A 12,013-nucleotide genomic window follows, 5' to 3' on the forward strand; every position below is an offset into this window, starting at 1 on the left:
ATGGGTCCATGCAGACCGACGCCTTGCTGGACCGCTTCCTCGCCGACCTGGCCCCGCTCGCGCCCGTCGCCGTGTGGGCCCACGGCTCGCTGGCCGGCGGCGACTACCAGGAGGGCCGCAGCGACCTGGACCTGATCGCCGTCCTCCCCTCGGTCACGCCCCGCACGGTGTGGCGGCTGGCGAAGCTGCACGCGCGCCTGCGGGCCGAGCCGCTGTCCGCACAGCTCCACTGCACCTATCTGACGCCGTCGGCCGACCTGGACCGCCGCCACCTCACCTGGGCCCACGAGGAGCTGTTCAGGCGGCCGGTCTCCCCGGTGACCCGGCGCGAACTGCACTCTTTCGGGCGGGTGCTGCACGGGAAGCCGCCCGCGGACCTGCTGGCGCCGGTCCCGGACCGGGAGCTGGCCGACTTCGTGATCCGTGACCAGCGTGACTTCTGGCGGCCGGCCGTCGACAACGCGGCGCTGTGGCACCGGGACGTGTGGGTCGACCTGGGGCTGCTGACGTTCGCCCGCGCGACCGTGACCGTGCGCGAGGGCCGGCTCATCTCGAAGCGCGAGGCGCTGGACCTGCTGCCCCGGCTCGGGGCGCCCGAGGAGGTCGTCGAGGACGTGCGGGGGCGCCGCTACGGCGAACCGGGGCCCGCGGTGGAGAACAGGGCGGAGCTGACCCGCGGCTACCTGGGCCCGGCGATCGACGAGCTGGTGGCCGCGTACTGAGCCGGCACCTCGGGCAGTTCGTCCTCGGGCCGCTCCCGCAGGGCCAGCAGGACGCGCAGCACCCCGATCCACACCAGGGCCGAGCCGAGCATGTGCAGCCCGACCAGGAACTCGGGCAGGTCGGTGAAGTACTGGACGTAACCGATGACCCCCTGGGAGAGGAGGATCAGGAAGAGGTCGCGGGTGCGGTGCAGGGGGCCCCGGGGAGCGTCGACCGCCTTGAGGATGAACCACAGGGCGAAGGTCAGCGACACCACGATCCAGGCCAGGACCGCGTGCACCTTGCTCACGGTCTCCCAGTCCAGCGGCATCCGCTCGACCTCGCTGGAGTCACCGGCGTGCGGTCCGGCGCCGGTCACCACGGTGCCGACGAGGATCAGCAGGGCGGCGGCCGCGACCATGAACCACACGAGCTGCTGCACCGGCTTGCCGACCAGCGGGCGGGGTGCCGTGTCGCCCTCGCGGGTGCGCTGCCACATCACCGCGGCGACCGTGATCAGGGCCGTGGTCGCCACGAAGTGGGCCGCGACCGTGTAGGGGTTGAGGCCGACCAGGACGACGATGCCGCCGAGGATCGCGTTGCTCATCACGATCCAGAACTGCGCCCAGCCCAGCCGGGTGAGGCTGCGGCGGCGCGGCTTCTCGCTGCGGGCCGCGACGATGGCCCAGCCTACGGCGGCGCACAGCACGTACGTCAGCATCCGGTTGCCGAACTCGATCGCTCCGTGGAAGCCCATCGCGCTGGTCGCGGTCAGCGAGTCTTCCGTGCACTTGGGCCACGTCGGGCACCCGAGTCCCGACCCGGTCAGCCGCACCGCCCCGCCGGTGACCACGATGACCACCGCCATGACGAGCGCGGAGAGAGCGGCCCGCTGAACCGTCCGGGGGGTCGGGGTCCAGCGTGCGGCGATGAAGGCGAGCGGGTTGCGGACGGCCGCTACGGCGTCGGCGCGGGTCAGGTTCGGCACGCCTTCCATCGTAGGGGGCCCGCTTGTGCACGCTTTCACGAGGGCCCCGGTCCGCGTCTACTCCCAGCGGAAGAAGCGTCCCGCGGCGGCCAGACCGGCCACCGCCCACACCGCGAGGATCCCCAGGTCGCCCCACGGCATCCCGGCGCCGTGCTGGAGCACGTCCCGCAGGCCGTCCGACAGGGCCGTGATCGGGAGCAGGCTCAGGATGTCCTGGGTGGTCCGGGAGAACTGGTCCAGCGGGATGATGACCCCGCCGCTGACCAGGAGGAGCAGGAAGACCAGGTTGGCCGCGGCCAGGGTGGCCTCCGCCTTGAGGGTGCCGGCCATCAGGAGGCCCAGGCCCGAGAACGCCGCCGTGCCGAGGACCAGGAGCAGGAGGACGGCGAAGGGGTTGCCGTGCGGGGACCAGCCCAGGGCGAAGGCGATCACCGTCAGCAGGATCACCTGGAGGATCTCCGTCACCAGGACCGAGGCCGTCTTCGCCGTCATCAGGGCCCAGCGGGGGAGCGGGGAGGACGCCAGGCGCTTCAGGACGCCGTAGCGGCGTTCGAAGCCGGTCGCGATGGCCTGGCCCGTGAAGGCCGTCGACATGACCGCGAGGGCCAGGACGCCGGGGGCCAGGAAGTCCACCGCCTTGTCCGTGCCGGTGTCGATGATGTCCACCGAGCTGAACAGGACCAGGACGAGGGTGGGGATCACCACCGTCAGCAGGAGCTGCTCGCCGTTGCGCAGCAGCATCTTCGTCTCCAGGACCGCCTGGGTCGCGATCATGCGTCCCAGGGGCGCCGCGCCCGGCTTCGGGGTGTACATGCCGGTGGCGGTCACGCGCGCAGCTCCTTGCCGGTCAGCTCCAAGAACACGTCTTCCAGGGTGTGGCGTTCCACCGAGATCCTGTCCGGCATCACGCCGTGCTGGGCGCACCAGGACGTCACCGTGGCCAGCAGTTGCGGGTTCACCTTGCCGACCACCCGGTAGGAGCCGGGGGTCAGCTCGGCCGCCGTGCAGTCGGCGGGAAGGGCCTTGAGGAGGGAGCCGACGTCCAGTCCGGGGCGGCCCGTGAAGCGCAGGGTGTTCTCCGCGCCGCCGCGGCACAGCTCCTCGGGGCTGCCCTGGGCGATGACCCGGCCGCCGTCGATGATCGCCACGTCGTCGGCGAGCTGCTCGGCCTCGTCCATGTAGTGCGTGGTCAGGACGACCGAGACGCCGTCCGCGCGCAGGTCGCGAACCAGGTCCCAGGTGGCGCGGCGGGCCTGCGGGTCGAGGCCGGCGGTCGGCTCGTCCAGGAACACCAGTTCCGGGCGCCCGACGACGGCCATGGCGAGGGCCAGGCGCTGCTGCTGGCCGCCCGACAGCCTGCGGTACGTCGTCCGGCCGCAGCTCTCCAGACCCAGGCGCTCGATCAGCGCGTCCACGTCGAGCGGGTGCGCGTGCAGTTTCGCCATGTGGCGGAGCATCTCGTCGGCCCGGGCGCCCGAGTACACGCCCCCGGACTGGAGCATCACGCCGATCCGCGGGTGCAGCTCACGGGCCTGACGCACCGGGTCGAGGCCCAGGACCCGTACCGTGCCGGAGTCCGGCCTGCGGTAGCCCTCGCAGGTCTCCACGGTCGTCGTCTTGCCTGCGCCGTTGGGCCCGAGTACGGCGGTCACGCCCGCCCGGGTCACCAGGTCGAGGCCGTCCACGGCGGTCTTCGTGCCGTACCGCTTCACCAGGGCGTGGACCTGGACCACGGGCTCACTTCGCATGGGCCCGAGTCTAGGTTCGCCGTGCGCCACGCAGACGGGCGGGTGCGAGATCTCCACCGCCGGGAGGAATTCCGGGGCCGTCGTGAGGTTCCAGCGGGGTCGTTACGGGGTTTCGGAGGCTGGCCCGGGGGCCCGGGGGCCCGGGGCAGGCGCGGGTGCCTGTGAGATGGCTCGCGGTCCCGGGGCAGGTTCGGGTGTCTTCGGCACCGGGCCGGGTGTCTGTGAGGCGGGCCTCGGGGTCCCCGAGACCGGGCCGCGGCCCTTGCGAACCGGCCCGGGCCCTTCCGAACCATCCCGGTGGCTTTCGGGACCGGACCGGGCGGCCTTCCGAAGTGGCTGGGGCCTTCCGGACCGGCATGGGTGGGCTCCGCCGGGGCGTTGCAACCGGTTCAGTCGGTTGCCGGGCCCTCCCGGGTGCGCCCGAGTCCCTCCCGCGCCGCGAGCGGGACCTCCTCCTCCCGCGAGCGGTGCAGCGGCAGCCAGCGCTCCGCGTACCGCACGGCGTCGGCCACCGGGAACAGCCGAGCGTCGGCGGCGCCCACCCTTCCCCGTACGACGACACCGGTGTCCCGCTCGAAGTCGTACCCGAGTTCGTCGAAGCGGTCCGAGGTGATCGAGACCTCCGTGACCACCTCCCAGCCCTCCGGTCCCGGGCGGCCGACCTTCACCAGCGGGGCCGGGACGCGGTACTCGGCGAGATGGAAGCTCGTGCAGGTGTCGTAGCCCGCGCCGAGGAGGAGCACGCGCGCGTGGAGGGCCTCCAGCCTGGCCAGGGGGCTGCGCTCGCCCAGGCGGCAGTCGGGGGCGTGGCCGTCGAGCACCGCACGCGCGCGGGGGCCTGTCGCCGCGAAGGAGGTCTGCGGGTGCGCGCTGCGCAGGGCGCCGGGCCAGGTGCGGACGGTCTCGGGGATGACGCCGACCCCGCGCGAGGGCGTCACGAGGGGGTCGTAGGCGGGCATGGCCGCCCGGATCGTGTCCCACCACTCCTCGGGCACCGGGGGGTCGCTCCACACCGCCGGGTCCGAGAGGTCGCCGGTCTGGGTGGGGACCACGAGGGTGCCGTCCGGGCCGAGGGCGTCCAGGAGTCCCTGGACCACCGCGACCGGGCCTCCGCAGACCCAGCCGAGGGAGCTCAGGGAGGAGTGCACGAGCAGGGTCTCGCCGCTCATGACACCCAGCTCGCGCAGCTGTCCGGCGAGGGTGTCGCGCGTGACAAGTGGGCCGGTGGGAGGTCGTGTCGGCATGGTTCGGGAGTGTCCCTGACAGGACCGCCGGACGCCACCGGTTTGATCGATCAAAGATCGTTTCCCCAGGTCAGGTTAGGGGTGCCTAAGTGACGCAGGGCACCGTCCCCCGGAGCGGACGCGGCTTGCCCGGTCCTGAGGAATTACGCAACAATGGCGTTGTGAAAAACGTCGGCGAGGCTCGGGAGACCCCCACGGGGGCCCCTCAGGAGGAGCTCGCGACCGGTGAGCGGTCCACCCGCAACCGCGTCGCGCGATCCATCCTGGACCACGGCCCGTCGACCGTCGCCGAGCTGGCCGGACGACTGGGGCTCACCCAGGCGGCCGTACGACGCCATCTGGACGCGCTGGTGGCCGACGAGGTGGTCGAGGCGCGCGAGCAGCGGGTCTACGGCGCGCGGACGCGAGGCCGTCCCGCCAAGGTCTTCGCGCTCACCGACTGCGGCCGGGACGCCTTCGACCAGTCCTACGACAAGCTCGCCGCGGACGCCCTGCGCTGGATCCAGGAGCGCTTCGGCGGGGACGAGGCGGTCGTCGCCTTCGCGCGCGCGAGGATCGCCGCGCAGGCCGAGGTCTACCGCAAGGCCGTCGAGTCCGCCGCCCCCGAGGAGCGCACCGAAGCCCTGGCCAAGGCCCTGAGTGCGGACGGGTACGCTGCTACGGCGCGCAGCGCACCGGTCGGCGAGCAGCTCTGCCAGCACCACTGCCCGGTGGCCCACGTCGCGGAGAAGTTCCCCCAGCTCTGTGAGGCGGAGACCGAGATCTTCTCCCAGCTGCTGGGAACCCATGTCCAGCGACTGGCGACCATCGCGCACGGCGACGGCGTCTGCACGACGTTCATCCCCAAGATTTCCCACACCACTCATCACGCATCTGCAAGCACGGCCGGGAGGAACCCCGCATGACTCTCCCCACGGAGACTGCCCACCCTGAGCTCGAGGGCCTGGGCAAGTACGAATACGGCTGGGCCGACTCCGACGAAGCCGGCGCCTCTGCGAAGCGCGGTCTGAGCGAGGAAGTCGTGCGCGACATCTCCGCGAAGAAGAACGAGCCGGAGTGGATGACCAAGCTCCGGCTCAAGGGTCTGCGCCTCTTCGACAAGAAGCCCATGCCGAACTGGGGCTCGGACCTGTCGGGCATCGACTTCGACAACATCAAGTACTTCGTGCGCTCCACGGAGAAGCAGGCGGAGTCCTGGGAGGACCTGCCCGAGGACATCAAGAACACGTACGACAAGCTCGGCATCCCCGAGGCGGAGAAGCAGCGCCTCGTCGCCGGTGTCGCGGCCCAGTACGAGTCCGAGGTCGTCTACCACCAGATCCGCGAGGACCTGGAGGAGCAGGGCGTCATCTTCCTGGACACCGACACCGCCCTGAAGGAGCACCCCGAGCTCTTCAAGGAGTACTTCGGCACCGTCATCCCGGTCGGCGACAACAAGTTCGCGTCGCTGAACACCGCGGTGTGGTCCGGCGGTTCCTTCATCTACGTGCCGAAGGGCGTGCACGTGGAGATCCCGCTCCAGGCCTACTTCCGGATCAACACCGAGAACATGGGCCAGTTCGAGCGGACGCTGATCATCGTCGACGAGGACGCCTACGTCCACTACGTCGAGGGCTGCACGGCCCCGATCTACAAGTCGGACTCCCTGCACTCCGCGGTCGTCGAGATCATCGTGAAGAAGGGCGCCCGCTGCCGCTACACGACCATCCAGAACTGGTCGAACAACGTCTACAACCTGGTCACCAAGCGCGCCGTGGCGTACGAGGGCGCGACCATGGAGTGGATCGACGGCAACATCGGCTCCAAGGTCACCATGAAGTACCCGGCCGTCTACCTGATGGGCGAGCACGCCAAGGGCGAGACCCTGTCCATCGCCTTCGCGGGCGAGGGCCAGCACCAGGACGCCGGCTCCAAGATGGTCCACATGGCGCCGAACACCTCCTCCAACATCGTCTCCAAGTCGGTGGCGCGCGGCGGCGGCCGTACGTCCTACCGCGGTCTCGTCGAGATCGGTGAGGGCGCCGCCGGATCCAAGTCGAACGTGCTGTGCGACGCGCTGCTCGTCGACACCATCTCCCGCTCCGACACGTACCCCTACGTGGACGTCCGCGAGGACGACGTGTCCATGGGCCACGAGGCGACCGTCTCCAAGGTCTCCGAGGACCAGCTCTTCTACCTGATGAGCCGCGGTCTCTCCGAGTTCGAGGCGATGGCCATGATCGTGCGCGGCTTCGTCGAGCCCATCGCGAAGGAGCTGCCGATGGAGTACGCCCTCGAACTCAACCGGCTGATCGAGCTGCAGATGGAAGGCGCGGTCGGCTGACCCGCCTCCTGAAGCCCGAAGATTTCTTGACGTAGGAAGAGAGCAGACCGACAGCCATGGCTGAGGCTCAGAACATCCCCGTGGGCTCCACCACCGCGGGCCAGATCGCGGTGGCCGCCGAGTCGACCGTCGCCACGCGCATGAGCGCGCCCCCGTCCTTCGACGTCGCGGACTTCCCGGTCCCGCACGGCCGTGAGGAGGAGTGGCGGTTCACCCCGCTGGAGCGCCTGCGCGGGCTGCACGACGGCACCGCGGTCGCCACCGGCGCCGGCGTGACGGTGGACGTGCAGGCCCCCGAGGGCGTCACCGTCGAGACCGTCGGCCGTGACGACGCCCGGATCGGCAAGGCGGGCACCCCGGTGGACCGCATCGCCGCCCAGGCGTACTCGTCGTTCGAGAAGGCCGGCGTGGTCACCGTCCCCAAGGAGACGGTCCTCACCGAGCCGATCCGCATCGCCGTGCACGGCGAGGGCGGGGTCCGCTTCGGCCACCAGGTCATCGAGCTCGGAGCCTTCGCCGAGGCCGTCGTGGTCATCGACCACACCGGTGACGCGGTGCTCGCCGCCAACGTCGACTACATCCTGGGCGACGGCGCCAAGCTGACCGTCGTCTCCGTCCAGGACTGGGACGACAAGGCCGTGCACGTGGCCCAGCACAACGCGCTGGTCGGCCGGGACGCGTCCTTCAAGTCGGTCGTCGTCACCTTCGGCGGCGATCTCGTACGGCTGCACCCGCGCGTGTCCTACGCCGGCACCGGCGGCGAGGCCGAGCTGTTCGGGCTGTACTTCACGGACCAGGGCCAGCACCAGGAGCACCGCCTCCTGGTCGACCACAACACCCCGCACTGCAAGTCCAACGTCGTCTACAAGGGCGCGCTCCAGGGCGACGCGGCGCACGCCGTGTGGATCGGTGACGTGCTCATCGAGGCCAAGGCCGAGGGCACCGACACCTACGAGATGAACCGGAACCTCGTCCTCACCGACGGCGCCCGGGTCGACTCCGTGCCGAACCTGGAGATCGAGACCGGCGAGATCGTCGGCGCCGGCCACGCCTCGGCGACCGGCCGGTTCGACGACGAGCAGCTCTTCTACCTGATGGCCCGCGGCATCCCCGCCGACGAGGCCCGGCGTCTGGTGGTCCGCGGCTTCTTCGCCGAGCTGGTCCAGCAGATCGGTGTCGACGACATCGAGGAGCGCCTTCTCGTGAAGATCGACGAGGAGCTGGAGGCCACCGTCTGATGGCCGCCTTCGTACGCGCCTGCGGGCTGAGCGAGCTGGAGGAGGACACCCCGAAGCGGGTGGAACTCGACGGCACGCCGGTCTCGGTCGTGCGGACCGAGGGAGAGGTGTTCGCCATCCACGACATCTGCTCCCACGCCAACGTCTCGCTCTCCGAGGGCGAGGTGGAGGACTGCCAGATCGAGTGCTGGCTGCACGGCTCCAGCTTCGACCTGCGCACCGGCAAACCGTCCGGCCTTCCCGCGACACGCCCCGTCCCCGTATACCCCGTAAAGATCGAAGGGGACGACGTGCTCGTCTCCCTCACCCAGGAGTCCTGAGGCACCCATGGCAACGCTTGAAATCCGAGACCTGCACGTCACCGTCGAGGCCGACAACGCCACGAAGGAGATCCTCAAGGGTGTCGACCTGACCGTGAAGCAGGGCGAGACGCACGCCATCATGGGCCCCAACGGCTCCGGCAAGTCGACGCTCGCCTACTCCCTCGCGGGTCACCCCAAGTACACGATCACCGGCGGCACCGTCACCCTCGACGGCGAGGACGTCCTGGAGATGGAGGTCGACGAGCGCGCCCGCGCCGGTCTGTTCCTCGCGATGCAGTACCCGGTCGAGGTCCCGGGTGTCTCCGTATCGAACTTCCTGCGCACCTCCGCCACCGCCATCCGCGGCGAGGCCCCCAAGCTGCGCACCTGGGTGAAGGAGGTCAAGGAGGCCATGGAGCGCCTCAACATGGACCCCTCCTTCGCCGAGCGCAACGTCAACGAGGGCTTCTCCGGCGGTGAGAAGAAGCGCCACGAGATCCTCCAGCTCGAGCTCCTCAAGCCCAAGATCGCGATCCTCGACGAGACCGACTCCGGCCTCGACGTCGACGCGCTGCGGGTCGTCTCCGAGGGCGTCAACCGCGTCCGCGAGACCGGTGAGGTCGGCACCCTGCTGATCACGCACTACACGCGCATCCTGCGCTACATCAAGCCCGACCACGTGCACGTGTTCGCCGGCGGCAAGATCGTCGAGTCCGGCGGTGCCGAGCTCGCCGACAAGCTGGAGAACGAGGGCTACGAGGCCTACACGAAGGGTGGCGCATCCGAGTGACACAGTTGCCGGGCCTCCTCGACACCGAGGCGATCCGCAAGGACTTCCCGATCCTGGACCGCCTGGTCCACGACGACCGGAAGCTCGTCTACCTGGACAACGCGGCGACCTCGCAGAAGCCGCGCCAGGTACTGGACGCCCTGAGCGAGTACTACGAGCGCTACAACGCCAACGTCCACCGCGGTGTGCATGTGCTCGCCGAGGAGGCCACGGCGCTGTACGAGGGCGCGCGCGACAAGGTCGCCGAGTTCATCAACGCGCCCTCGCGCGACGAGGTGATCTTCACCAAGAACGCCTCCGAGTCGCTCAACCTCGTGGCCAACATGCTGGGCTGGGCCGACGAGCCCTACCGCGTGGACTCCGAGACCGAGATCGTCATCACGGAGATGGAGCACCACTCCAACATCGTGCCGTGGCAGCTGCTCGCGCAGCGCACGGGCGCGAAGCTGAAGTGGTTCGGACTGACCGACGACGGCCGTCTCGACCTCTCCAACATCGACGAGGTCATCACCGAGAAGACCAAGATCGTCTCCTTCGTGCTGGTCTCCAACATCCTGGGCACGGTCAACCCGGTCGAGGCGATCATCCGCCGCGCGCAGGAGGTCGGTGCGCTGGTCTGCATCGACGCCTCGCAGGCCGCCCCGCACATGCCGGTGGACGTGCAGGCGCTCCAGGCCGACTTCGTGGCCTTCACCGGCCACAAGATGTGCGGCCCGACGGGCATCGGCGTGCTCTGGGGCCGGCAGGAACTCCTGGAGGACCTGCCCCCGTTCCTCGGCGGCGGCGAGATGATCGAGACCGTGTCGATGCACTCGTCGACGTACGCCCCGGCGCCGCACAAGTTCGAGGCGGGTACGCCCCCGGTCGCGCAGGCGGTGGGCCTGGGCGCGGCGATCGACTACCTCAACTCGATCGGCATGGACAAGATCCTCGCCCATGAGCACGCGCTGACCGAGTACGCGGTCCAGCGCCTGGCGGAGGTCCCCGACCTCAGGATCATCGGCCCGACCACGGCCGAGGACCGGGGCGCGGCGATCTCCTTCACGCTCGGTGACATCCACCCGCACGACGTGGGCCAGGTCCTCGACGAGCAGGGCATCGCGGTCCGGGTCGGCCACCACTGCGCGCGGCCGGTCTGCCTGCGGTACGGAATTCCCGCGACCACGCGAGCGTCGTTCTATCTGTACTCCACTCCGGCCGAGATCGATGCACTGGTCGAGGGCCTGGAGCACGTACGGAACTTCTTCGGCTGACGGGAACGGGCTATCGCATGAAGCTGGACTCGATGTACCAGGAAGTCATCCTGGACCACTACAAGCACCCGCACGGGCGTGGTCTCCGGGACGGCGACGCCGAGGTGCACCACGTGAACCCGACGTGCGGCGACGAGATCACCCTCCGCGTGAAGTACGACGGCACGAGGATCGAGGACGTCTCCTACGAGGGGCAGGGCTGCTCGATCAGCCAGGCCAGCGCGTCCGTCCTGAACGACCTGCTGGTCGGCAAGGACCTGGCCCAGGCGCAGCGGATCCAGGAGACCTTCCTGGAGCTGATGCAGTCCAAGGGCCGGATCGAGCCGGACGACGCGATGGAGGAGGTGCTGGAGGACGCGGTCGCGTTCGCCGGTGTCTCCAAGTACCCGGCCCGGGTCAAGTGCGCCCTCCTCAGCTGGATGGCGTGGAAGGACGCGACGGCCCAGGCGATGGACGCCGGAGCCGACGCCGAAAGGAAGACGGCATGAGCGAGACCGTTGAGATGAAGCCGGCCTCGGAGGAAGAGATCCGCGAGGCGCTGTACGACGTCGTCGACCCCGAGCTGGGCATCGACGTCGTCAACCTCGGCCTGATCTACGGCATCCACATCGACGACGCGAACATCGCGACCCTCGACATGACCCTGACCTCGGCGGCCTGTCCGCTGACGGACGTCATCGAGGACCAGGCCAAGTCCGCCACGGACGGCCTCGTCAGCGAGCTGCGCATCAACTGGGTGTGGATGCCGCCGTGGGGCCCGGACAAGATCACGGACGACGGACGCGAGCAGTTGCGGGCGCTCGGGTTCAACGTCTGAGGGACGAGCGGACGGCAAAGCGGCGGCACCTTCGGGTGCCGCCGCTTCCGTGTGCCCGGACGCGGCTCAGGCCAGGCCGCCCACGAGCTGGAACGACGAGTCCGACAGGTACTGCGAGTCGTACTCGAAGCGCTCCAGACGGATCACGAAGTTCCTGTGGCGGAGGAAGGAGCCGGGGTAGTTCACCGACTCCAGCATCTTCGCGCCCGAGTAGGCGGCGTCCCGGGGGCAGAACGTCGCGTCCTGCTCGAAGAGGGAGGAGCCGTCGTCGCGGTCGGCCCGCAGGACGAAGGAGCGGTGGCGCAGGTATCTGCCGTCCTGGGTGGCGAACGAGTAACAGGAGCCGTCCGCCAGTCCCTTGACCTGCTTGAAGGTGGCGTCCTCGCGGGACTGCGCACCGCTGACCGGGTCCAGGCCCACATAGCCGTCGTCCACGTGCCAGTAGCGGTCGGGGTAGTTGACCGAGCGGACCGAACGGTAGGTCGCGGGGGGCTGCGGTTTCGGCGAACTCGCCCTGGTCGTTCTGGACTTGGGCGGCTTCGGGCTCGCCGTGACCGTGACGGTGGGGTCGGCGCCCTGCTGCCGGGGGCTGCCGGGGGTGGGGGACA

Annotated in this window: 14 protein-coding genes; 9 read left to right on the forward strand and 5 right to left on the reverse strand. The window is 69.9% G+C overall.

Features of this window, described 5'->3' with window-relative positions:
* Positions 1-8: 8 nt before the first annotated feature.
* Positions 9-722 carry a nucleotidyltransferase domain-containing protein gene (locus AOJ26_RS07720; RefSeq protein ID WP_053847439.1) on the forward strand — a complete coding sequence of 238 codons (714 nt, stop codon included), beginning with the start codon at positions 9-11 and terminating at the stop codon, positions 720-722.
* Here AOJ26_RS07720 and AOJ26_RS07725 read toward each other — a convergent pair.
* The 4 genes from AOJ26_RS07725 to AOJ26_RS07740 all read right to left on the reverse strand — a co-directional run bounded on the left by AOJ26_RS07725 (position 680) and on the right by AOJ26_RS07740 (position 4,682).
* Positions 680-1,699: a COX15/CtaA family protein gene (locus AOJ26_RS07725; RefSeq protein WP_053847440.1), complete on the reverse strand. Its 1,020-nt coding sequence runs from the start codon at positions 1,697-1,699 to the stop codon at positions 680-682. The genes AOJ26_RS07720 and AOJ26_RS07725 overlap by 43 nt on opposite strands.
* A gap of 48 nt (positions 1,700-1,747) precedes the next feature.
* Entirely contained in the window at positions 1,748-2,518 is a 771-nt protein-coding gene (locus AOJ26_RS07730; RefSeq protein ID WP_078959791.1) for an ABC transporter permease, read from the reverse strand.
* Positions 2,515-3,438, reverse strand: coding sequence for an ABC transporter ATP-binding protein (locus AOJ26_RS07735; RefSeq protein ID WP_053847441.1), 924 nt, complete (start codon positions 3,436-3,438; stop codon positions 2,515-2,517). The genes AOJ26_RS07730 and AOJ26_RS07735 overlap by 4 nt, the downstream gene beginning before the upstream one ends.
* A 389-nt stretch (positions 3,439-3,827) precedes the next feature.
* The gene (locus AOJ26_RS07740; RefSeq protein ID WP_053847442.1) at positions 3,828-4,682 is read right to left on the reverse strand and encodes an aminoglycoside N(3)-acetyltransferase; all 855 of its coding nucleotides are present in this window, start codon (positions 4,680-4,682) and stop codon (positions 3,828-3,830) included.
* A gap of 161 nt (positions 4,683-4,843) precedes the next feature.
* On the opposite strand from AOJ26_RS07740, the gene AOJ26_RS07745 reads away from it, so the two are divergent.
* The 8 genes from AOJ26_RS07745 to AOJ26_RS07780 are packed head-to-tail and all read left to right on the forward strand — an operon-like array spanning position 4,844 to position 11,405.
* Complete coding sequence (locus tag AOJ26_RS07745; RefSeq protein WP_053847443.1) at positions 4,844-5,587, forward strand: helix-turn-helix transcriptional regulator; 744 nt, start codon at positions 4,844-4,846, stop codon at positions 5,585-5,587.
* Entirely contained in the window at positions 5,584-7,005 is a 1,422-nt protein-coding gene (gene sufB / locus AOJ26_RS07750) for a Fe-S cluster assembly protein SufB (RefSeq protein WP_053847444.1), read from the forward strand. Before AOJ26_RS07745 ends, sufB begins: the two co-directional genes overlap by 4 nt.
* A 56-nt stretch (positions 7,006-7,061) precedes the next feature.
* Positions 7,062-8,243: a Fe-S cluster assembly protein SufD gene (gene sufD, locus AOJ26_RS07755; protein ID WP_053847445.1), complete on the forward strand. Its 1,182-nt coding sequence runs from the start codon at positions 7,062-7,064 to the stop codon at positions 8,241-8,243.
* Positions 8,243-8,563: a non-heme iron oxygenase ferredoxin subunit gene (locus tag AOJ26_RS07760; protein ID WP_053847446.1), complete on the forward strand. Its 321-nt coding sequence runs from the start codon at positions 8,243-8,245 to the stop codon at positions 8,561-8,563. Before sufD ends, AOJ26_RS07760 begins: the two co-directional genes overlap by 1 nt.
* Before the next feature lie 7 nt (positions 8,564-8,570).
* Entirely contained in the window at positions 8,571-9,335 is a 765-nt protein-coding gene (sufC, locus tag AOJ26_RS07765; protein WP_053847447.1) for a Fe-S cluster assembly ATPase SufC, read from the forward strand.
* Positions 9,332-10,588, forward strand: a complete 1,257-nt coding sequence (locus AOJ26_RS07770) for a cysteine desulfurase (RefSeq protein WP_053847448.1) — start codon at positions 9,332-9,334, stop codon at positions 10,586-10,588. The genes sufC and AOJ26_RS07770 overlap by 4 nt, the downstream gene beginning before the upstream one ends.
* A gap of 17 nt (positions 10,589-10,605) precedes the next feature.
* Positions 10,606-11,076: a Fe-S cluster assembly sulfur transfer protein SufU gene (gene sufU, locus AOJ26_RS07775; protein WP_053847449.1), complete on the forward strand. Its 471-nt coding sequence runs from the start codon at positions 10,606-10,608 to the stop codon at positions 11,074-11,076.
* Positions 11,073-11,405, forward strand: a complete 333-nt coding sequence (locus AOJ26_RS07780; RefSeq protein ID WP_037708299.1) for a metal-sulfur cluster assembly factor — start codon at positions 11,073-11,075, stop codon at positions 11,403-11,405. Before sufU ends, AOJ26_RS07780 begins: the two co-directional genes overlap by 4 nt.
* A gap of 66 nt (positions 11,406-11,471) precedes the next feature.
* Here the strand turns inward: AOJ26_RS07780 and AOJ26_RS07785 are convergent.
* Positions 11,472-12,013: AbfB domain-containing protein (locus tag AOJ26_RS07785; protein WP_199828838.1), on the reverse strand; the 542-nt coding region annotated here is incomplete at its 5' end.

Origin of the sequence: Streptomyces sp. NRRL B-24085 (assembly GCF_001282115.1) — a bacterium.
GTDB lineage: Bacteria > Actinomycetota > Actinomycetes > Streptomycetales > Streptomycetaceae > Streptomyces.

What these genes read in the sequence shown, in the direction of transcription:
- AOJ26_RS07720 (WP_053847439.1), top strand. Translation starts at nt 9, where the DNA reads ATGCAGACCGACGCCTTGCTGGACCGCTTCCTCGCCGACCTGGCCCCG.
- AOJ26_RS07735 (WP_053847441.1), bottom strand. Translation starts at nt 3,438, where the DNA reads ATGCGAAGTGAGCCCGTGGTCCAGGTCCACGCCCTGGTGAAGCGGTAC.
- AOJ26_RS07725 (WP_053847440.1), bottom strand. Translation starts at nt 1,699, where the DNA reads ATGGAAGGCGTGCCGAACCTGACCCGCGCCGACGCCGTAGCGGCCGTC.
- AOJ26_RS07760 (WP_053847446.1), top strand. Translation starts at nt 8,243, where the DNA reads ATGGCCGCCTTCGTACGCGCCTGCGGGCTGAGCGAGCTGGAGGAGGAC.
- sufU (WP_053847449.1), top strand. Translation starts at nt 10,606, where the DNA reads ATGAAGCTGGACTCGATGTACCAGGAAGTCATCCTGGACCACTACAAG.
- AOJ26_RS07780 (WP_037708299.1), top strand. Translation starts at nt 11,073, where the DNA reads ATGAGCGAGACCGTTGAGATGAAGCCGGCCTCGGAGGAAGAGATCCGC.
- sufD (WP_053847445.1), top strand. Translation starts at nt 7,062, where the DNA reads ATGGCTGAGGCTCAGAACATCCCCGTGGGCTCCACCACCGCGGGCCAG.
- sufC (WP_053847447.1), top strand. Translation starts at nt 8,571, where the DNA reads ATGGCAACGCTTGAAATCCGAGACCTGCACGTCACCGTCGAGGCCGAC.
- AOJ26_RS07740 (WP_053847442.1), bottom strand. Translation starts at nt 4,682, where the DNA reads ATGCCGACACGACCTCCCACCGGCCCACTTGTCACGCGCGACACCCTC.
- sufB (WP_053847444.1), top strand. Translation starts at nt 5,584, where the DNA reads ATGACTCTCCCCACGGAGACTGCCCACCCTGAGCTCGAGGGCCTGGGC.